General features: G+C 39.4%; 17 protein-coding genes. 6 read left to right on the forward strand and 11 right to left on the reverse strand.

Features of this window, described 5'->3' with window-relative positions; translation table 11 throughout:
- Positions 1 to 80 precede the first annotated feature (80 nt).
- On the reverse strand, positions 81 to 689 hold the full coding sequence (gene pncA / locus JEM65_RS01185; RefSeq protein WP_199596721.1) for a bifunctional nicotinamidase/pyrazinamidase: 609 nt from the start codon (positions 687 to 689) through the stop codon (positions 81 to 83).
- A 6-nt stretch (positions 690 to 695) separates the two neighbouring features.
- Positions 696 to 2,051, reverse strand: a complete 1,356-nt coding sequence (locus JEM65_RS01190) for a nicotinate phosphoribosyltransferase (protein WP_199596876.1) — start codon at positions 2,049 to 2,051, stop codon at positions 696 to 698.
- Positions 2,052 to 2,645: 594 nt separating this feature from the next.
- On the opposite strand from JEM65_RS01190, the gene nrfH reads away from it, so the two are divergent.
- The 3 genes from nrfH to ccsA all read left to right on the forward strand — a co-directional run bounded on the left by nrfH (position 2,646) and on the right by ccsA (position 7,971).
- The gene (gene nrfH / locus JEM65_RS01195) at positions 2,646 to 3,245 is read left to right on the forward strand and encodes a cytochrome c nitrite reductase small subunit (RefSeq protein ID WP_199596722.1); all 600 of its coding nucleotides are present in this window, start codon (positions 2,646 to 2,648) and stop codon (positions 3,243 to 3,245) included.
- 12 nt (positions 3,246 to 3,257) lie between these two features.
- Positions 3,258 to 4,757: an ammonia-forming cytochrome c nitrite reductase gene (gene nrfA, locus JEM65_RS01200; RefSeq protein ID WP_199596723.1), complete on the forward strand. Its 1,500-nt coding sequence runs from the start codon at positions 3,258 to 3,260 to the stop codon at positions 4,755 to 4,757.
- Positions 4,758 to 4,818: 61 nt separating this feature from the next.
- Positions 4,819 to 7,971, forward strand: coding sequence for a cytochrome c biogenesis protein (ccsA, locus tag JEM65_RS01205; RefSeq protein WP_233530476.1), 3,153 nt, complete (start codon positions 4,819 to 4,821; stop codon positions 7,969 to 7,971).
- Positions 7,972 to 8,307: 336 nt separating this feature from the next.
- Here the strand turns inward: ccsA and JEM65_RS01210 are convergent, their stop codons facing one another.
- The 4 genes from JEM65_RS01210 to JEM65_RS01225 form a co-directional block, all read right to left on the reverse strand.
- Positions 8,308 to 8,757 carry a KTSC domain-containing protein gene (locus tag JEM65_RS01210; protein ID WP_199596724.1) on the reverse strand — a complete coding sequence of 150 codons (450 nt, stop codon included), beginning with the start codon at positions 8,755 to 8,757 and terminating at the stop codon, positions 8,308 to 8,310.
- A 397-nt stretch (positions 8,758 to 9,154) separates the two neighbouring features.
- The gene (locus JEM65_RS01215; protein WP_199596725.1) at positions 9,155 to 10,720 is read right to left on the reverse strand and encodes a hypothetical protein; all 1,566 of its coding nucleotides are present in this window, start codon (positions 10,718 to 10,720) and stop codon (positions 9,155 to 9,157) included.
- Between the two features lie 36 nt (positions 10,721 to 10,756).
- Positions 10,757 to 11,341 (reverse strand): hypothetical protein, encoded by a 585-nt coding sequence (locus tag JEM65_RS01220; protein WP_199596726.1) that lies wholly within the window; start codon positions 11,339 to 11,341, stop codon positions 10,757 to 10,759.
- On the reverse strand, positions 11,325 to 11,873 hold the full coding sequence (locus JEM65_RS01225) for an RNA polymerase sigma factor (protein WP_199596727.1): 549 nt from the start codon (positions 11,871 to 11,873) through the stop codon (positions 11,325 to 11,327). The genes JEM65_RS01220 and JEM65_RS01225 overlap by 17 nt, the downstream gene beginning before the upstream one ends.
- 177 nt (positions 11,874 to 12,050) lie before the next feature.
- Here JEM65_RS01225 and JEM65_RS01230 point away from each other — a divergent pair, with 177 nt between their 5' ends.
- From JEM65_RS01230 to JEM65_RS01240, 3 genes are all read left to right on the forward strand, one after another.
- Positions 12,051 to 12,626 carry a DUF2911 domain-containing protein gene (locus tag JEM65_RS01230; RefSeq protein ID WP_199596728.1) on the forward strand — a complete coding sequence of 192 codons (576 nt, stop codon included), beginning with the start codon at positions 12,051 to 12,053 and terminating at the stop codon, positions 12,624 to 12,626.
- Positions 12,627 to 12,683: 57 nt separating this feature from the next.
- On the forward strand, positions 12,684 to 13,760 hold the full coding sequence (meaB, locus tag JEM65_RS01235) for a methylmalonyl Co-A mutase-associated GTPase MeaB (protein ID WP_199596729.1): 1,077 nt from the start codon (positions 12,684 to 12,686) through the stop codon (positions 13,758 to 13,760).
- A gap of 155 nt (positions 13,761 to 13,915) precedes the next feature.
- Positions 13,916 to 15,277, forward strand: coding sequence for an acyl-CoA dehydrogenase family protein (locus JEM65_RS01240; protein WP_199596730.1), 1,362 nt, complete (start codon positions 13,916 to 13,918; stop codon positions 15,275 to 15,277).
- Between the two features lie 201 nt (positions 15,278 to 15,478).
- On the opposite strand, the gene JEM65_RS01245 is transcribed toward JEM65_RS01240, so the two are convergent.
- From JEM65_RS01245 to JEM65_RS01265, 5 genes are all read right to left on the reverse strand, one after another.
- Positions 15,479 to 16,072 (reverse strand): phosphatase PAP2 family protein, encoded by a 594-nt coding sequence (locus JEM65_RS01245; protein WP_199596731.1) that lies wholly within the window; start codon positions 16,070 to 16,072, stop codon positions 15,479 to 15,481.
- Positions 16,072 to 16,299, reverse strand: coding sequence for a hypothetical protein (locus tag JEM65_RS01250; protein ID WP_199596732.1), 228 nt, complete (start codon positions 16,297 to 16,299; stop codon positions 16,072 to 16,074). Before JEM65_RS01250 ends, JEM65_RS01245 begins: the two co-directional genes overlap by 1 nt.
- A 140-nt stretch (positions 16,300 to 16,439) precedes the next feature.
- Complete coding sequence (locus tag JEM65_RS01255) at positions 16,440 to 17,828, reverse strand: MATE family efflux transporter (protein WP_199596733.1); 1,389 nt, start codon at positions 17,826 to 17,828, stop codon at positions 16,440 to 16,442.
- Between the two features lie 315 nt (positions 17,829 to 18,143).
- A complete protein-coding gene (locus JEM65_RS01260; protein WP_199596734.1) occupies positions 18,144 to 19,088 on the reverse strand; it encodes an NAD(P)H-dependent flavin oxidoreductase in 945 nt (314 codons plus the stop codon).
- Positions 19,089 to 20,696 carry a S8 family serine peptidase gene (locus JEM65_RS01265; RefSeq protein WP_199596735.1) on the reverse strand — a complete coding sequence of 536 codons (1,608 nt, stop codon included), beginning with the start codon at positions 20,694 to 20,696 and terminating at the stop codon, positions 19,089 to 19,091.
- Positions 20,697 to 20,707: the final 11 nt, after the last annotated feature.

Consider the following 20,707-nt stretch of genomic DNA (forward strand, 5'->3'; position numbering starts at 1 on the left):
AGCGCCTGCCTGCCGGCGAGGCAGGATCTTAATTCTTTATCGGACACTAATAATTTATAATAGAACATATGGCGTTGTTGCTATTGAATATCTGCTGCTGAGATGATTTGAATTCCTAAATATTCCATCTTCTTTTTTAATTCTTTAAATCCTTCTAAATCTAAAGGTTGGGAGGCATCTTCAATAAAAAAACAGGCGAACCCTTCTTTAAAGGCGTCATGAGTGGAAAAATACACACAAATATCGGCGGCAAGTCCACACAAAAATAATTGAGACACTCCTTTCTCTTTTAAATAGCCCGACAATCCCGTGGATTTTAAGTGGCCATTGTCATAAAAACCACTATAACTATCGATATTCTTATCCGTACCTTTTCTAAAAATAGCTTCCCATTTTGTAGTATTAAGATCGGGATGAAACTCAGCGCCTCCCGTACCTTGTACGCAGTGATCAGGCCATAAGGTTTGTGGTTTTCCATATAGCTCAATCTCTTCAAAGGTTGATTTTCCAGCATGATTGGAAGCTAAACTGATATGATCTTGAGGGTGCCAATCTTGCGTTGCAACCACCAAATCAAACTTAGATTGAATGCTATTAATCACCGGAACGATCTTACTGCCTTCAGGCACCGGAAGCGATCCTCCTGGCATAAAATCATTTTGTACATCAATAATAAGAAGGGTTTTCATCTCTGTTTAGAATTTGTGTTTTAAGACTAGTTTATCACGTTCTTGTTTCAACTGAGAACTGAGACCTATTTTATAAATATGCGGATTTTGAAATCTTTTGTACTCTTCGGGAAGTTTCTCTAACCGCGATTTTGAATATTCAGCAATTTCGGTCACCGTTCGAGGCGGGCTGACCTTCTTACCGCTTGTCATAACATCTTGAAGCAACGCTTCGTAATCAAAACCCCTTAAGCTCATACTTTTTGTAGCATCAAACGGATGCTCCATGTGCTCTACGGCATCTTCAGTAAACATAGCCACAGCATCTGCACCGTAGAACATCCCTTGTTTGTCCAACATCCGGTAGACCTGTTTTTTATAAGGCAACGACACTTTAATGATGTTTTCAGAGAGTTTTATGCGTGGGTCGCCATTAAATTCAGATAATTTATACACGCCACCCAATGCGGCATCAGGTTTACCTGTTACTAAATTGGTTCCTACTCCAAAAATATCAATTGGAGCACCTTGGTCTTTAAGACTTTTTATAACAAATTCATCCAATTGATTTGAGGCCACAATTTTAACATAACCCAAATTAGCATCATCCAAAATTTTTCTGGTTTGTTTTGCCAAATAGGCCAAATCGCCACTGTCCAATCGAACCCCCATCAACTGCTCTCCCGCGTTTTCCATTTCTTTGGCCACGATAATAGCATTTTGCAGGCCGCTTCTTAGTGTATTATAGGTGTCTATCAGAAGTACACAATTTTTTGGTCGCACCTTGGCAAAATCTCGGAAAGCCTGTAACTCATCACCATAACTTTGTATAAATGAATGCGCCATGGTACCAGAAACAGGAATATTAAAATCTTCGCCTGCCTTAACGTTACTTGTCCCATCAAAACCTCCAATAACTGCCGCTCTTGACGCATAATACCCTCCCGTTGCATGGGCTCTTCTCAGACCCATATCCAATAGCGTAGCCTCTTTAGCACTGCGTCTTACCCTGTTGGCCTTTGTAGCAATGAGTGTTTGAAAGTTTAAAAGATTGAGAAGCATTGTTTCAATGATTTGTGCTTCTATAATATTAGCCTCAACTTGTAAAATAGGACGGTTAGGAAATACCACATCACCTTCCTTACTGGATCGAATATTCCCGTTAAAGCGGAAATCTCTTAGATACTCTAAAAATTCTTTTTCAAAGCCCTGTTGTTCTAAAAAGACCAAATCAGAAGCTGAGAACTCGAGTGTTTCAAGAATATCCAGCACATCTTCTAGTCCTGCAAAAATGGCATATCCCCCATTAAATGGATTACTTCGGTAGTAATAATCGAAGACCGCTCGTCCGTCAGGTTTCGTCTTAAAATACACTTGGGCCATGGTAAGTTGATAAAGGTCTGTATAAGCTGCTGTAATCTTCAAGAGTGTCTCAGTTTTAGTTAATACTATCGAATTGTAAATATATCCAAAAATTAATTGTGAACATGGGCTCAGGCGTTCAAATACGTTGTCCAGAATCAGGAATGCCAGCTATCAAGAATTGGTAGTATATTCAGCATCGAATACCATAAGGCTCCGAAATATAGAAGTTTCTTTAGAGCTTCATTTCAAGTTTAACAATTTTTTTCAATCAAGGTATGGTTGCCCTAAAATTGGTTTTAAAAATCTAAAAAACGACAACACAGAGATTCCTTTCTGTGGAACTGCGTATTTTAGAATCATTCTAAATGATTCCCTAGTGCCAATTTAAAATGTTCCAATTCTCCGTTCACACCAAGGCCTTCATACCATACACGTTGATTTTTAAACAGTTACAATGCCTTTTAATCGTCCATAGCTATAGACTCTTAAATATTTCTTAATATTCAGAACAATGGATTAATTTTTAAAGTCATATCTTTTATTAAAATATGACAATTGTCAGTTTCCAACACTGATCTATGTTTTATTTTTAACCTACAATTCACAAGGAATATGAAGTTTAACTATAAAATACTTCCAGAAAAAGGCTCGTCGTGGCGCACGTTTGCCGTTTTTGCGATTGCCGCTGTAATAGGTATGGGGTTCTTCTTAGTACGGGAAGCTGAAGTGGTTTCTTACTTATCAGATAATCCTCAGGCCTGTGTAAATTGTCATGTTATGACGCCCGTGTATAACAGTTGGATGCATAGCTCACACAGAGAATGGGTGTCTTGCAATGGCTGCCATGTACCTCAAGACAATGTGTTCAATTCTTATTACTTTAAGGCTAAAGATGGTTTATACCACTCGGCGGTTTTTACTGCCAGACTTGAACCAGATGTGATTACCATGCGTGAAGCCTCAGAAGAAGTGGTTCAAAACAATTGTATTAGATGCCACGTACAACAGGTTACAGAAGTAAAATATGATGGTTGGATTGATAACCATAAAGAAAACCGTACTGACAGAGCCTGTTGGTCTTGTCATAAAGAAGTACCGCACGGTCGCATACACGGCTTGTCAACAGTAAAGTATAATATTGCCCCATTACCAACCGATCAGGATGAAACGGTAATACCGGAATGGTTGGCCAAAGAAATTGAAGCACAATAAACCGCAACAACTATGAAAAATAAAGTTCTCTTCGTCGTCACAATTATAGTCGTCTTTTTATTAGGACTACTGGCATCAAGTATTATTAATCGAAAAAGTGAGGCCAAATACAAGTATGTGCCTAACGTTTTAATTGGTGAAAATGAACCAAGAAATGCAGAATGGGGTAAAAACTACCCAAGAGAATATCAATCTTATCTTCAAACTGCTGACACCTCGGTTACCACTTACCAAGGCGGCTCTTCCATGCGCGATATGCTAGAGGAAGATCCCAGATTGGTCGTGCTCTGGGCAGGATACGGCTTTTCAAAAGACTATTCTCAAGGACGTGGACATTATTACGCCATCGATGATATTCATAATTCATTACGCACTGGTGGACCTGAAGAGAAAGAAGACGGTCCGATGCCGGCCACCTGCTGGACCTGTAAAGGACCAGATGTACCACGGTTGATGGAGGAAAAAGGTGTTGCCGAATTTTACAGTGGTACCTGGGCAGAAAACGTCTCCGAGGTGGTCAACCCTATAGGTTGTGCAGATTGTCATGACCCAAATAATATGAAGCTACGTATTACCAGACCAGCTTTAGTTGAAGCTTTTCAGGCAATGGGAAAAGACATTACTCAAGCCACGCATCAAGAAATGCGTTCTTTGGTTTGTGCACAATGCCATGTGGAATATTATTTTGACAAGAACAAACCAGGTAGTGAAGGCACACAGTACCTCACGTTTCCTTGGGAAAACGGATTCACATCTGAAGACATGGAAAAATATTATGACGATATTGAATTTTCAGATTGGACCCACACTATCAGTAAGGCGCCAATGCTAAAAGCACAGCATCCAGATTACGAAACGTACCTGACTGGCGTACATGCTGATCGTGGGGTGTCTTGTGCAGATTGCCATATGCCATATAAGAGTGAAGGCGGACAAAAATTTACCGATCACCACTTACAATCGCCTTTAAATAATGTAGCCAATTCTTGTCAGGTATGCCACAGAGAGGAATCTGATAAGCTTATCGAGAATGTCTATGACAGACAGCGTAAAGCCACTGAAAACCGAATTAAGTTGGAGGATCTTTTGGTAAAAGCCCATATTGAAGCCGGAAAAGCTTGGGAATTGGGTGCTACCGAGGCACAAATGAAAGACATTTTAATGAGCATTAGACATGCACAATGGCGTTGGGATTACACAGCAGCATCTCATGGTGCTTCATTCCACTCTCCGGTAGAAGTGGGTAGAGTGTTGGGTAGCGGACTTGCAGAAGCGCAAGAAGCACGTGTAAAGTTGGTACGTTTGTTAGCGAACTTGGGATATACTGATGCGGTACCAATGCCAGACATTTCTTCTAAAGAAAAAGCTCAAAAATTTATTGGTCTCGACATGGAGAAATTAATAAATGAAAAAGAGAAGTTCAAAACCAATGCCATGCCAAAATGGCTTGAAGAGGCTAAAGCTCGGGAAGGTAAAATGGACTCAAAAAAAGTAGTTAGCAACAACAACTAATAGTGTGTATCGAACACAGTTAAAACCAAATTAACGGCCTACTTAAGCTGGATTACACCCTATGAAATCTATTTACCGCCTATTTTCGTCATCTGTATTAGCCCTAATTTTACTTTTAATCTTTGCGGTAGCCATGGCTACCGCAACTTTTGTGGAAAATGATTTTGGCACAGATACCGCCTGGATAAAAATATATGATGCGCTCTGGTTTGAATTGGTCATGGTTGGCCTGGCGCTTTCATTTTTAGCAAACACCTTTAAGTACAATTTATGGCGCAAAGAAAAATGGGCTGTACTTCTCTTTCACCTCTCATTTATCATCATTATAATTGGTGCTGGAATTACAAGATATGATTCCTACGGAGGGATTATGCGTATTAGGGAAGGCGAAAGTTCAAATACTATAATTTCAGATAAAAACTATCTACAAGTTCATATTTCCAACGGTTCGAAAACGAGGCACCTAGAAAAGAAAAAGGAATTTTCTCCTTTAAACGATAATAATTTCTCTATAGAAACAGATTTAGAAGGCACGCCCATTACAATTTCCTTAAAAGAGTTTGTGGCTGACGCCTTACCTGAAATTGTTGACGATGGCAAGAAAGGCTCCCCGTTATTACAAATGGTCACTACCTCGGGGAACGGTAGGGAAACCCTTTTTTTAAGTAAAGGTGAAATAGAAGCTATTGGCCCGCACAAACATAAAATAGGATTTGAAGCTCAAGAAGAAGGGATCATCAATATAATTGAAGACAACGGAACGTTTAAAATATTCTCGCCTCACCAACTTGATTTCTTTGTGATGGCCGATCAGAAAGCGGGTGTATTGAAGGGAGATTCGCTTCAACCAATGCTCCTTAAAACCTTATATAGACAAGGCGACTTATCTTTTGTGCCCATATCATTCCACGAGAATGGCAGCATGAAATTAGTCAGTACTTCTGAAAAACCCCATGATAATGATCCTACAAAAGATGATGCCGTAGTGCTTAATGTGACCGTTGGCGATAAAACAGAAGAGGTGATGCTACTTTATCGGAAAGGTTTTTTACCAACTACACATGCCATTACTGTAGATAACATCAATCTGAGTTTTTCTTATGGTGCCATGCCTATAGAAATTCCGTTTGCGGTAAAATTAAATGACTTTCAACTGGAACGTTATCCCGGATCTGAGAGTCCCTCTTCCTATGCCAGCGAAGTTATGGTTTTAGATGGCGAAACGAAGATGCCATTTCGTATCTATATGAATAACGTTTTAGATTATGGCGGCTTCAGATTCTATCAAGCGAGCTATGACACGGACGAAAAAGGCACCCTACTGGCCGTTAATCACGATGTATTAGGCACTGTTACCACCTATATTGGTTATTTTCTCTTGATGGTTGGGATGTTTTTTACCCTCTTCGGAAAAAGTACGCGCTTTACAATAATCAGTAAAAAGCTAAAGAAAATTAAACAACACACCGCGTTATTTATTTTGGGAGTATTGAGTTCTATTGGAACGTTTGCCCAACGACCAATGCAAAATGATTCGATTCCTTCAGTAACTGAATTGGTGATCAATCAACATATAGACAAACAACACTCTGACTTGTTTGGGCGTATTTTAGTTCAGGATATTGATGGAAGGATCAAGCCCATCAACACCCTAGCTTCTGAGTTTTTAAGAAAAATTTACGGCAAAACCACCTATAGCTATCCATCAGAAGAAGGTAAACTAAGTATGGACGCCAATCAGGCATTTTTAGCCATGCATGTGTCTCCTGGAGCTTGGCAGAAAATACCAGTCATTAAAATAGACGCCATAAAGGGTGGCAACTATTTTAAACCTCTCAAAATCACCGAAGATGGCTATATTTCTTTCGATCATTTAATTAATCCTGATGGCGATTATGTACTGGCAAAATTAGCTGAGGATGCCCACGCTAAAAAACCGGCGGAGCAAAATGAATTTGACAAAGAAGTCATCAAAGTTGATGAACGCTTTAATATTTTATTCAATATTTTCTCTGGTAATTATTTGAAAATTTTTCCAAACAGTTTAGATGAAAAAGATACTTGGTTTAGCTATACCCATCACTTTGATGATTTTCCCCCAGAGGATGGTCTATTTGTACAGAATATTACCCGAACGTATTTTAATGATATCGCTTCCAAAAACTGGGCCAGTGCCAATGACAAACTGAGTTACATTGACACCTACCAAAGTACACTGGGCAAAGATATTATTCCAACAGAACGGCGCGTGGAAGCGGAACTGTGGTATAACCAAATGAATCTTAATTTCTGGTTGTTCCAAACCTTTTTCACCATTGGTCTCATCATGTTGGTGTTGGCGCTTTCAAAGATATTCGTTCAGAAGAAATTTATAGATATCCTATGGAATATACTCATAGTAGTGGTATTGATCAGTTTCTTGATCTTTACAGGAAATATTCTACTCCGTTGGTATATTGCGCAGCACCCACCCTGGAGCAACGGTTATGAAATGATGGTTTTTGTGGCATGGGTGCTAATGTTGTGTGGATTATTAACGTTCAGAAAATCTGATTTTTCTTTACCCTTAGCCACGCTGTTTTCCGGGTCGCTCCTCTTTGTAAGTTATTTAGATTGGTTAAATCCGGAAATCACCAACCTTATGCCCGTATTAAAGTCGTCATTTTGGCTAAAGGTACATGTGGCAACCATTGTGAGTAGTTATGCGCCCTTGGCGTTATCTGCAGTATTGGGATTTATGGCTTTGGTTTTAATGATTATAAAAACAAAAAGCACAGCCTATAAAATTGATATTCGGATAAAAGAACTCACGTATATCAATGAGATTTCAATGACCATAGGATTGTTTGTGTTAACCATAGGCACCTTTTTAGGAGGGGTCTGGGCCAACGAATCTTGGGGCCGCTATTGGGCATGGGATCCTAAAGAAACTTGGGCATTAATTTCAATTATTGTATATGCCATTGTGCTGCATTTAAGGCTTGTACCCGCACTTAACAGTCGCTTTACACTCAACGTTGCCAGTGTGTTTGCGTTTGCCTCCATAATTATGACGTCTTTTGGAGTCAACTATTACCTGACGGGCCTACACAGTTATGCCGCTGGTGATCCTGTACCGGTACCAAACTTTATTTATATCCTAACGGCTATTGTAGTGGTTGTAGCCCTCATTGCCCTAATACGAGTTGAGAAATTCAAAAAGCGAACTCGCTAAAATGGTACTGGGAAGTTTCTGAATGGGCACTTACATTATAAAACATTAGTGTCCGGTAAAAATATATATTAATTAACAAACTCCTTTAGATCAAGAGACATTAGGAGATTTTCGAAATGACACCTTACTTTTTAAAATCTTTTTCTACCGAGAGTGATTGGATGATTTGAATTTAAATGATCGTTGTTTGTCAGTTAGTTGCAAGCAAGTCTTTATTCTTGATTCTAACAGCGCAGCGATCTTGATTCTTTATCGGACAACAATGATTATAAAACAAAAAAAGACCTTAGTTGACATTTTAGGAAATGTGCTACTAAGGTCTTTTTTACTGTAAAATTAAGCTTCTGTTAAGCTTCGTTTTGTTTTTCTATACACATAGTTAGGATAAATGCTGCGTTTCGCAAAACGGTTTAGTTTATCGCTATTGATCATTTTAATATACACTTGTTTGGTCACCCCAAAATACTCGTAAGTGGTGCCATCTTGAAATGTGATTTCTAGCAATAGCCCTTTGTGCGTATAATCGGCAATACCTGAATTGGTAATCGTTTCAGTATAATTGTCCAAATTAGCGGCAATAGTTTCAGGTGCAATACTCACTAAAAAATGGTAACCATCAATAATTTTGCGACTTTGAGATTCGGCTTCTTCCTGTAAAGCATCACCATTTTGAAATTTATCAGGATGCCATTCCTTAACCAAATCACGGTAACTCTTTTTTAAAGTCTTTAATTCAACTTCAGTTTCTACTCCAAAGAGTTTTTTGTATTCATTTATGCGCTTCATTTCAATTTTTATTTGAGGGCGCAAAAGTACGTGATATTATGGTAGGATTTACTGAAAACTGCAAATAGTTGTCTTACAGGCAAAACGCCGTCTCGTTTAAATAAAGAGTTTTTTGAAACCAACTATCCTCGAGGCAGAGCCATAGAGGTATTTCGCTGGTTTCATTTTGACCTGAAAAAGGTCAAAAACCAAAATACTGTATTTAGATTCCCGTTTTCACGGGAACGACTCCCGATATTATCGGGATCAACGGAAACCCCGAGGCAGAGCCTCGAGGAATTCTTTACGAGTAAAAAATCAGTTGTTCCTAGATTAACATTTCTGTCCACAGCAACGTATTGACCTATAGAGCTTCTTCCTGACCTTCCTCTTAGATCAGTCGCGCAGCAGGAAACTATTACTGCATTATCACCTCGCTAAATTTTGCATTGACCACAATAGACTTGCCACTTGCCACATCTCCGGTTGAGAAGCTAGATATGGTGGCGTTTTTATTTTTAGGATGCTTCAATTTAGACCTACTACCTTTATAGTAGAGATTGAAGTCTGTTTTTGGGAGTACCAATAGAGCGTCACTATTTTCGAGACTAATATTCAAATTGGTAAAGGTATCAGCAATCTTGTTGATTTCTAGAGTCCCAAAACTTCCTTCTATAATGGCATTCCCAGAAATAGTGTTCATACTAATATTTGAAGAATTGGCGCTTAAAACCATCCTATTGATGTGTTCTATTTGAGCTTTGTCCACATAGTTCAAATTCAATTCGCCCAGACTCCACTGGTTGATCAATACTGGAGAATAAGAAACATTGATGGAAGTCTGCCTTCCATCAATGTGTTCTGCTGTGAGTGCCGCATGTGAAATATCAGCTTTTAAATTCGTTATGACCGAGCTTAATTTAAGTTCGCCATGCCGGACGTTCAATTTTAATTGTGCCTTTTTGGGCATCTTAATCTGAATGGTCCTTTTGACCTTGGTCCCAGCTTTGCTCTCAATAGATTTGACAATAACCGCCTTACGTTTTTCCAAAACCTCTTGCCTATCCTTTAATTGCCCCTGTCTGTGTTGTTGCATTTCCTGACGCGCCTCAGTCTCAACTTGCATCTTTTCAACATCTTCTTGCATTGACTTAGAGTGTTCCTGCATTATTTTGGCTTGGTCCTCCATGCGTTTTCCGTACGCTTCACCAAACTTCTCACCCCATTCTGCCCATTTCTGTCCAAAATCCTTACCCCATTTTTCTTCAAAGTTTTTACCCCATGCCTCCATCTTTTTTTCATAATCCTTGCCAAATTGTTTGCCATAGGCCTCTCCCCATTTCTCCATGTTTTTGGAATAGGTAGAGAAATCAGTTTTTCCAAATTCACGCGCCCAACCTTTCATTTTCTCTTTGTAGGCTTTTCCGTAGTTTTCCTCATAGGTCTTGCTCCATTTTTCTAAATAAGCTTCACCATCTTTTTTATAGGCTTCATAATCAAAGATGACAGTACCAATACCATCGGGCAATTTTGGCAACTCAGGTAATTTTGGCATTTTTGGGAGATTTGGCAACTCTGGCATTTCTGGCATTTCTGGTAATTGAGGCAGTTCAGCCATTTCCCATTCAAAGTTTCTCAAAACATCAAAAGCAGACGTATCAAAATCAATGGGCCAACTATGTGTTCCTCCTTTTGACGTGATTGTTACTTCATCGCCAGAACCACTGATATCAATATTCCAATTTTTCAAGGCTTTTTGAAGTTCTTCCTTAGATAATTTTTCGCCTTCAATAAACGCGACCACTTCAACTTCTGGTTTATTCCAGGTATCAATTTCAATATTAACATGACTGGTGTTTAAATTGATTATCACCTCTTTATTCGCCTTCACGTTTTTGGATAACTTTTGTAGTTTCTCTTGACCACTACCGTTGACCGTGTTTAAGACCAGTATCAGCAGTGCTATTAATTTTATATGTTTCATATTTTTCTTCTTTTTAATGGTTTTCAGGATGGCTTTTTAAGTGATATTTGCCTCATCAGGATACGTTTTTAATTCTTTTAATTGATCTTTAAAACGATACAGCAAATTGAGTCTTAACTTTAAATTATCAATAAGCGCGTTGACCGTTGGCTCACTAGGTCCCATTTCAGTCAACTCTTCAGACAAACGCAAATATTCTTTGTTCAACTCTTCCAGACGGACAATATAACTATCAAACAGTGCTTTGTTTTCTGGTGTCAATTTTACGTTGGCCAATTCTAAATTGATGTTGGCCATATAATAGTCTTCCACCTTCTTTAAACCGGGCGAAACATCACCCAAAGATTTTATGGCAACTGTAGTATTTGGTGTATCATTAACGGCTTCAGGCTTTTGAAAGAATTGAAACGCACCAAACGTCAACCCCAACAACACCACAATACTGGCTGCAATTTGCATAAAACGGAAACCTTTATTATGCGCATTGGGCATCGCTCCACGCTTCTCAATGGGAAGCTCCTGCTCCAGTTTTCTTAAAAACCGTGCCTCATGACCGGCAGGCATGCGTTTAACATCCTTATTTTGGTCATTTTCAAATAATTCTCTAACGTTCTTTGGCATTGCTTAAGGGTATTAATGATTCTTGTAATTTTAGTTTGGCTCTTGACAACTGCGTACGGGACGCCACTTCTGATATGTTCAAAATCTCTGCTATTTCCTGATGGTCATAACCCTCAATTAAATACAGCACAACTACCAATCGGTACTTTTCTGGCAGTTGGTCTATGGCCTGCTTAACCTTCTCAATGGTTATAGTGTCTTCTATCAACCATTCTTCATCTACCGGCTCAACCACTTTGAGGTGCGCCTCTTCCAAATCTTGCCAATAGTGCTTTTTGGATTTTAGCACATCGATACTTTTATTGATAACGATACGCTTTAACCAAGCTCCAAAAGTCACTTCGCCCTGGTATTGGTGCAACTTGACAAAGGCATTTATAAAAGCTTCCTGTACAACATCTTCAGCTTCCATGGTATTGCCCAAAAATTTATGGGCAACCACATACATACCATCACAATAACAATTGTAAAGTTGTAACTGTGCTTTTCTATTGTTCTGTTTGCATTTTTCAATAAGTTCCGTTTGAAACATGCTTGGTTAGCTTTTGGTTAGTGGTGGTATTCATCTTAAAGACGAGACAAATTATAAGATGTTGCAGAATTTAATCATTTTTTTAAAAAATTATATCAACTTTCCATAAAACAGCGTTAAGAGCTTTATAGAGCAAGCTTTTTGAATTATATTTAACCCAGGTTTAAAATTTAGTATATGAATAGGTTTTTAAAACGCCTTTTAATCATCCTCGCCGTAGTGGCTGTAGCATTGTTTTTATATTCTCATTTTGTGGAAGACATTTTCTCAAAACGACTGAGTCCAAAAGACGCTGTCAAGTTTGAGTTAAATGACACCACATTGGAAGTAATGTATAACCGCCCATTTAAAAAAGGGCGTGAAATTTTTGGCGCTCTAGTGCCTTATGACAAGGTTTGGCGTACCGGTGCCAATGAGGCCACAACGTTTACGACCAATAAAAACTTGTTGGTTGATGGACAAGCTTTGCCAGTGGGAACTTACACCCTGTGGACGGTTCCTAGGGACAGTGTTTGGATTGTCTATTTTAACACCAAAGAGTATCCATGGGGTGTAGATGAGCAAATGCAGCCGATGCGGGAGCCTAGATATGATCTTTTAGAAATTGAAGTACCTGTCATTGCTTTAGAAAATACTGTTGAGCAGTTTACAATTGCTTTTGACAATACCACTGATAATTTAAAATTGACGATGGCATGGGATCACACTAAAGTAGAAGTCCCTATGGAAGTCAGCAAAGTGCAACCAGAATAGCTCAGGACAACTAAATCTAGATTAATTTTTAATCTTTAATTTGAAAAACAGAATAGCTTGACCAATCCGCGTAAATCTTCGGCACTAAAAGAACATGAAGGGGTTTCTGAACCTGAGACCACCAACAAGCGCGCTATTCAAGCTATAAAAACCAAGCGCCAAAGCCAACCCTCAGCCGCTGATTTGGTAAAGGGTATTTTAGCTAAAAATCTTACGGCTTTAAGTAGAGCGATCACTCTGGTAGAAAGTACCAATCCGCAGCATCTTAAAAAAGCCAATACCATCATTCAAGCCTGCTTGCCGTATGCAAACAAATCGGTACGCATTGGTATCACTGGTGTTCCAGGTGTTGGAAAAAGTACATTTATTGAAACTTTTGGTACGTTTTTAACCTCACAAGGAAAAAAAGTGGCTGTTTTGGCTGTAGACCCAAGTAGTACGTTGAGCCATGGTTCTATTTTAGGCGATAAAACCCGGATGGAAGATTTAGTTAAAGACGATAACGCGTTTATCCGACCGTCTCCTTCTGGCACCTCTTTAGGTGGTGTAGCGCGTAAAAGTAGAGAAACCATTATTTTATGTGAAGCCGCTGGTTTTGATACCATCTTGATAGAAACGGTTGGCGTTGGCCAGAGTGAAACGGCAGTGCACAGTATGGTAGACTTCTTTTTGTTGCTTAAATTGACCGGTGCCGGCGATGAATTGCAGGGCATTAAACGCGGTATTATGGAAATGGCGGACGCGATTGTGATTAATAAAGCAGATGGCGACAATCTGAAAAATGCGAAAACTGCTAAAGTTGAATTTAACAGGGCACTCCACCTCTACCCGCCCAAAGAATCCGGTTGGCAACCTAAGGTTTTGCTCGCAAGTGCCTTACAGAACGAAGGCATTCCTGAGGTTTGGCAATTGATTGAAGACTATTTAGATTTATCAAAAACAACCCATTTTTTCGACCATAAACGAAACGAACAGAACAAGTTCTGGTTACTTCAAACCATTGAAGACCGTTTAAAATCGGATTTCTACAATAATCCAGCCATCAAAGCAGAATTGCAAATTCAGTTGCAGCATATTGAAAATGGCACAACCTCGCCGTTCGCTGCCGCAGAAGTCTTATTGGGACTGAAATAAATACTTTTATTCTTTCATATTCAAATTCAAGTTCATATTCAATTTCAATTTCATCCTCCCACGTTAAATACATTGTAAATTTCAACATGCAGCTCCTATAGTTAATTGGAAATGATTAACTTTTCAACAATTAACAAATAACTTCCAGAAGCCCTATGAAATTATTCACCAAAATAAAGTCTGTTATCCAATTGATGAAAGAGGTCGATTTTGAAGACCTGAGCAAAATTTCAGAAAAGATAGACTTACCTAAAATAATGAAAACGGTTGGCGAATTGGATGACAAGCAGCTTGACGGACTCATGAAAATGTTGTCAGAAAAAAGCAAAAAGGGACAGCACCAACTCCCTCCTATTGACGGCGATTTTTATGATTTGGATTTAAAATTGACCCAAGAACAACGCGCCATTCAAATGAAAGTCCGCAATTTTATGGAGGATGAAATAGAACCGATTGCCAATGCATATTGGAATAAAGCACAATTCCCAATGGAGATTATTCCCAAATTGGCTGCCCTCAATATTTGCGGGGTCGCCTATAAAGGTTATGGCTGCCCAGACCTACCATTCCTTATGGAGGGGATTATAGCAGAAGAATTGGCACGTGTAGATGTGTCGATCTCCACATTTTTTGGCGTGCACAGTGGATTGGCTATGGGCTCTATTTACCTGTGCGGAAGCGAAGAACAAAAACAGCAGTGGCTTCCAAAAATGCAAAAAATGGAACTGATAGGTGCTTTTGGTCTGACAGAACCCAATGTGGGGAGTGCTGTTGCCGGTGGCATGGAAACTACCTGCCGGATGGAAGGCGATGTATGGGTATTGAATGGGCAGAAAAAATGGATAGGAAATGCCACGTTTGCTGATGTGACCATTATCTGGGCACGGGAAGAAACCACCAATAAAGTAAAAGGATTCTTAGTGCGTAAAGACACCCCAGGGTTTACAACGGAGAAAATGGAAGATAAGATGGCCCTGAGAACCGTTCAAAATGCTATTATTACACTTAACGATTGTAAAATTGAAGAAAAAGACCGACTTCAAAACGCCAATTCCTTTAGAGACACCGCTAAAGTATTACGCATGACCAGAGCAGGCGTAGCTTGGCAAGCCGTTGGTTGTGCCAGAGGCGCCTATGAAAACGCTTTGAAATACACCAAAAAAAGAGAACAGTTTGGAAAGCCTATTGCGTCATTTCAGCTGGTCCAAAATCATTTAGTGGAAATGCTCTCCAATTTAACAGCAATGAAAACCATGGTTTATAGACTTTCGGAATTACAGGATCAAGGTCTGTTAACCGACGAACACGCATCTTTAGCAAAGGTCTTTTGTTCCTTAAGAACAAGAGATGTGGTGAGTCAGGCGCGTGAAGTGATGGGCGGAAACGGTATTTTACTAGAGTACAACGTCGCGCGCTTTGTTGCAGATGCAGAGGCCATTTACTCATATGAGGGGACTAAGGAAATCAATACTTTAATTGTGGGTCGCGCGATTACGGGATATAGTGCTTTTGTATAAAAATTTAGGTTTCTAAATTCTCTAGCACCATGTTTTGGTCACTTTAATTTTCAGAAAAAAGCATAGTCAATCACGTATTTATCACGCTACCTCGCATAAAAATCCGTCAGGTCGACATTCATAGTATTGATGTTCAACTTGACGGATTTTTTTTATTACAGAAACTAAAGATGCTGCTCTTTCTGAACTAGTACATAGACACTATGCTATGGTCTTTTTAGGAGTGTTCGCATTGAACTTATCAATCAGGAAACCATTCAGCTTATAAAATAGTGTTCCTGTAATCACACCAAATATGGTGCCCAATAACACATCTAACGGATAATGCACGCCAATATAAATACGGCTATAGCCCATTAAGAGCGCCCAGACGATGAGAAAGTATAGCATATACTTAAATCGTTTCTTTAAGGTAAGTCCAATAAAGAAAGCCGCTGCCATAGTGTTGGAAGCATGGCCCGAGAAGAAGCCATATTGACCACCACAATTGGCTTTAACAAGACGCATCCCATCAATCAATTCCGCTAAATGGCAAGGTCTTAATCTATGAAATCCGTCTTTGAAAAGATTGGTCACCTGATCTGTTACCAAAATCATCAACGCCACCAGTACCATAGTAATGATAATTGCCTTGATCTTCATTTGTCTAGAAATTAAATAAAGCAATATGGCATAAAAGGGAATCCAGTTAAATTTGGAGGTATAAGCCAACCAAAACGGATCCCAGGTTGGCGTTCCCAAACTGTTGAGAAATATAAACACTTCAGTGTCTAACTGTAAAATTTGATCAATCATTAGGCATTGTATCTTTCAATTTCACGATCGTAGAAGTCTGTAGCCTGCTGAATCAAATTCTCGGTTTCAGACTTAATTTCCTTTTCGTCCTGATCATCAAACTCTTCCATCCACTCCACCTCATCGTCTTCAAGATTCAATATAAAACGAGGAAAATCAGTATGTATGATGTAAATGGCATCTGGGAAATCTGTATTATCGCCGAGGATGAATTTTGGTAGTTCCATATAAAAATCGTCTTTGTTTTAATTTATGCGTTATCAAAATAATAGAAGTAATAACTTCAAATATACAACTTATGTCGGTACTCTAGAAACGTATTGGCAGCTCTTGCCCTTAACCCTTTCTGCCTTTAGTTTTAAACTATTTAAGGCACCATGGCTACTTCCGATTTAATCAACTTTTTAGTCAAATAATTAAATCTAAAAAACAACAAAATGGCAGCACTTGTAAGGCCGGCAATCAAACCGAGCCAGATGCCCAAACTGCCCCACATGTCTTCCTTACCAAAATAATAACTAACCGGAAACCCAATTCCCCAATAGGAAATAAACGTAATAACGGTAGGGATTTTCACATCCTGTAGACCTCTTAGAGCTCCTAAAGCTACAACCTGCAAACTATCGCTAATCTGAAAAATAGCTGCTGCCAATAGCAAAGTAGAGGCTATAGTAACTACTTCTCTTGTATCCACAGCATTTAACGGATCATCTAAATTGACGTAAATAGTTGGAAGCACTTTATGCAAGAGGATGAATAATAACGCAGAAACCACAGCAAGGATAACGCCTAGAAAAAAGATGGACATAGCAATACGTCGCAATTCAGTAAAATTTTGAAGCCCTTTTTGGTTGCCTACTCTAATCATAGCGGCAACACTCAATCCTGTAGCCACCATAAAGGTCATGGAGGATAAATTTAAAGCAATCTGGTTTGCTGCTTGCGGATTTTGTCCCAATGTTCCACTCAACCAAATGGCTGATGTAAAAATAGCGACTTCAAAAAACATTTGCATCGCACTTGGAAATCCGATATGGATGATTTTTTTGAGCATGGTCGATTCCAATACAAAAATCTTGATATTGGTAACATAGGCTTTCGATCTGTCTCTCGCTCTTAAAAGCCACCATAAGAAAAAGACCATAACGACCCTAGAAATCAATGTTCCTAAGGCTGCCCCAACAAGGCCCATTTCAGGGAATCCAAATTTACCAAATATTAAAAGATAGTTTAATACCACATTAATGACATTGGCCAAAATAGTGGCATACATTGGATATTTTGTTAAGGACAGACCATCACTGAACTGTTTAATAGCTTGAAAGATAATTAGCGGAATTAATGAAAACCCCACTAAATCTAAGTACGGAATTGCCAACTCCACCACATCTTCAGGCTGGTCCATAATATACATTAAGGGTTTGGCCATTAAAAGCATGAGGAATAAAAAGATGCCTAATACGGTGCATAGAAATAAGCCGTGTTTAAATGCCGATTTCCCTTTTGCAAAATTCTTTTCAGTATCGGCCTCGGCCACTAAGGGCGTGATGGCTGTAGAAAACCCAATTCCTAAGGACATGGCTATAAAAACAAAACTGTTTCCTAAAGACACGGCTGCAAGCTCTGTAGCCCCCAGCTGACCCACCATGATATTATCTACCAGACTCACAAAAGTATGACCAAGCATCCCTAGCATAACCGGAGCTGCCAAGTTTAAGTTGTACTTAAATTCTTTAGTATATTGCGATAAAACCACGTTGAAATTTTAAAAGTGCAAAGGTAGTGGATTGCCCAAGTTTATGAATCATTTTCCGATTTAATTTCAACAAAAACACACCGGATAAGTTATCGTTATCAACTTGCGATAAAGGGCAAATGAACAACCTCGACCCAAGGGTACGAGGTATCAAGTAGAAGTTCCTTTTTTATTTCGACGCAGAGCGTCGGGGAATAAAACCCAAGGATCCCGCTAAAAAGCGGGATTAGTTCAACTAACAATTTTTAATTCATTGCTTCGCAACTTTTAAAAATTGAGTTTCACTAATTTAAATCTGATTTAAAGAATACCTCTTTAAAACAACGTGCTTACCTGTTGTTTTGCCGTTTCGTATTCTGCCAGCATATCGTGGACAATCTCGGCAACGGGTTTGATATCATGGATCAGTCCAGCAATCTGACCAATTTCCAATTCGCCTTCTTCCAAATCGCCTTCAAACATGCCCCGTTTTGCTCGTGCCCTTCCCAATAGGCCTTTTAAATCATCAATACTGGGCGCCGTTTTATACAGCTCTACAATATCATTATAAAACTTATTTTTAATCAACCGTACGGGCGCCAATTCTTTAAGAGTCAATTGGGTTGCGCCCTCTTTAGCATTGACAACCTCATCTTTAAACGCTTGATGTGCGGAACTCTCTTTACTCGCAACAAACCTGCTGCCAACCTGAACACCGTCGGCCCCTAATATCATGGCGGCCAACATGCCCTGCCCAGTAGCAATTCCTCCAGCGGCAATTAGCGGAATGTCTAAAGCCTCTCGTACCATAGGAATTAATGCTAAGGTAGTACTCTCTTCTCTACCATTATGCCCTCCGGCTTCAAAACCTTCTGCCACAACAGCAGCGACACCTGCCTCTTGTGCTTTTAAAGCAAACTTTACACTGCTCACCACATGCACTACGGTTACCCCACGTTCTTTAAGCCATGCGGTCCATGTTTTGGGATTTCCTGCAGATGTGAAGACTATTTTAACCTCTTCCTCTACAATAATATCCATGATTTCCTCAATATTCGGGTACAACATAGGCACATTGACCCCAAACGGTTTGTCGGTGGCCTGTTTACATTTTTGAATGTGTTCGCGCAGCACATCAGGATACATTGATCCTGCACCGATAAGTCCTAAAATACCTGCATTACTTGAAGCAGACGCTAATTTCCATCCACTGTTCCAGATCATTCCTGCTTGAATAATTGGGTATTGGATATTGAAAAGGGTTGTAATTTTATTTGACATTTAGAATTTTATAAATTGAAAATTGAAAGCTGTGGTCTTTGAATCGATCTTAAGCAGATATATTCCTGAAACCAACGCTGAGACATCTATTTTTGAGTAGGCATCTTTATACATCTGCTCGATTATTTTTTTGCCAAGAACATCATAAACACGAAGTGTACGATCTTCATTGCTAGACGGTAATTTCAGGTGAAGTTCGTGCGCAACAGGATTGGGGTACACTTTAAACGTATTGAATTTGGCGTTCTTGGTTGACAACGTCAAAGCTAAAGCTGCCTCAAAATCAGGAATACCAAACCCCAATAAATAATCTGGTGTATCATATTGAGATGCAGACATCCGAACGTATTGTTTAATTTGTTCTGCACTTGCTGTAGGCATTGCCTGCCATAAGCTGGCTATGGCACCCGCCACAATGGGGGCACTAAAAGAGGTGCCATTATTATTGACAATAGAATCCGTTTCATCAATAACAAAAGATCCTAACCCTTGGGCGACGACGTCTGGTTTCTGGGTGGGCTGAAAATTACTTCCACGCGAACTGAATGACGCATAAAGACCATCCCCATTTACCGCACCAACTGTAAATACACCTTTGGCATCTGCAGGGGCGGTGACAATTCCCCATGGTGTGTTTCCAGAATTACCGGCCGAATTCACCACTAAAATTCCTTTCTGGGATGCAATAGTAGCGCCTCTGCTGATAAACGTCGTAGTCCCATCCATTTCTGACGGTGTATAATTGTAGTTGGGGTTGTCAAAAGTATTATACCCCAAAGAGGAAGTGATGATATGCACCCCTAAGCTATCTGCCCGTTCAGCGGCTTCAACCCAGTAGCTTTCTTCAATGGGATTTTCAATTTCTGACTCCTCTGTTCGGAATAGATAATAGGAGGCATCAGGAGCCGTACCCACAAATTTATTTTCTATATATCCAGCCATCGTACTCAACACACGGGTTCCGTGGGAGCTGCCTGAATAGTCATAAATAGCTGAAGTTCTATTGACAAAATCATAACCATCCAACAAGTTTTGGTCAGTTCTCAATCTCTCAAAAGAAGCCATTGTGGCTACGTTTGGAAAGCCAGAATCAAACACTGCTATTATAATGCCATGACCTGTAAAATCTTCAATGTGAAGCGCACCTACATGAATCATATCTGTTTGATTTTGGGCACTTCCATATTCAAAATCTTCTAAATTTGCTTCAATAGTAAACTTGTTATCTTGCAGAGTTGGTCTTGATAAATCGGGAAGGTTCTTATCAGCAAAATCGATCGTTCGCACAAACTCCAAATTAAAAAGCGACTTAATAGCGGCAACACCTCCTCTAACATGAAGGGCGTTCATCCATTTGGATTTAGCAAATACAGTTATATTATTTACCGTTTTTACTGCGGAAATATAAGTAGGGTTGACCGGTACATCTCGGGCATCAATGCTAATACTGTGAAGTTTTTTCCTGTCAATGGCTGATTGGGAAAGTATGAAAATCGGATTTTCAAGAGAAGTTTCAACGTTTTCCTTATCCGCAAAATAAACCCAAGCATCTTGTTGACAAAAGGCAGCCTGAGAAATGCAGCATAAGAAGAACAGAATGAATTTCATGAAATACAGCA

The organism is Gelidibacter salicanalis (genome assembly GCF_016469035.1).
GTDB classification, from domain to species: domain Bacteria; phylum Bacteroidota; class Bacteroidia; order Flavobacteriales; family Flavobacteriaceae; genus Gelidibacter; species Gelidibacter salicanalis_A.

What these genes read in the sequence shown, in the direction of transcription:
- JEM65_RS01190 (WP_199596876.1), bottom strand. Translation starts at nt 2,051, where the DNA reads ATGGCCCAAGTGTATTTTAAGACGAAACCTGACGGACGAGCGGTCTTC.
- nrfH (WP_199596722.1), top strand. Translation starts at nt 2,646, where the DNA reads ATGAAGTTTAACTATAAAATACTTCCAGAAAAAGGCTCGTCGTGGCGC.
- nrfA (WP_199596723.1), top strand. Translation starts at nt 3,258, where the DNA reads ATGAAAAATAAAGTTCTCTTCGTCGTCACAATTATAGTCGTCTTTTTA.
- JEM65_RS01215 (WP_199596725.1), bottom strand. Translation starts at nt 10,720, where the DNA reads ATGAAACATATAAAATTAATAGCACTGCTGATACTGGTCTTAAACACG.
- JEM65_RS01245 (WP_199596731.1), bottom strand. Translation starts at nt 16,072, where the DNA reads ATGATTGATCAAATTTTACAGTTAGACACTGAAGTGTTTATATTTCTC.
- JEM65_RS01225 (WP_199596727.1), bottom strand. Translation starts at nt 11,873, where the DNA reads ATGTTTCAAACGGAACTTATTGAAAAATGCAAACAGAACAATAGAAAA.
- JEM65_RS01260 (WP_199596734.1), bottom strand. Translation starts at nt 19,088, where the DNA reads ATGTCAAATAAAATTACAACCCTTTTCAATATCCAATACCCAATTATT.
- JEM65_RS01230 (WP_199596728.1), top strand. Translation starts at nt 12,051, where the DNA reads ATGAATAGGTTTTTAAAACGCCTTTTAATCATCCTCGCCGTAGTGGCT.
- JEM65_RS01250 (WP_199596732.1), bottom strand. Translation starts at nt 16,299, where the DNA reads ATGGAACTACCAAAATTCATCCTCGGCGATAATACAGATTTCCCAGAT.
- pncA (WP_199596721.1), bottom strand. Translation starts at nt 689, where the DNA reads ATGAAAACCCTTCTTATTATTGATGTACAAAATGATTTTATGCCAGGA.
- ccsA (WP_233530476.1), top strand. Translation starts at nt 4,819, where the DNA reads ATGAAATCTATTTACCGCCTATTTTCGTCATCTGTATTAGCCCTAATT.
- JEM65_RS01265 (WP_199596735.1), bottom strand. Translation starts at nt 20,696, where the DNA reads ATGAAATTCATTCTGTTCTTCTTATGCTGCATTTCTCAGGCTGCCTTT.
- JEM65_RS01220 (WP_199596726.1), bottom strand. Translation starts at nt 11,341, where the DNA reads ATGCCAAAGAACGTTAGAGAATTATTTGAAAATGACCAAAATAAGGAT.
- JEM65_RS01240 (WP_199596730.1), top strand. Translation starts at nt 13,916, where the DNA reads ATGAAATTATTCACCAAAATAAAGTCTGTTATCCAATTGATGAAAGAG.
- JEM65_RS01210 (WP_199596724.1), bottom strand. Translation starts at nt 8,757, where the DNA reads ATGAAGCGCATAAATGAATACAAAAAACTCTTTGGAGTAGAAACTGAA.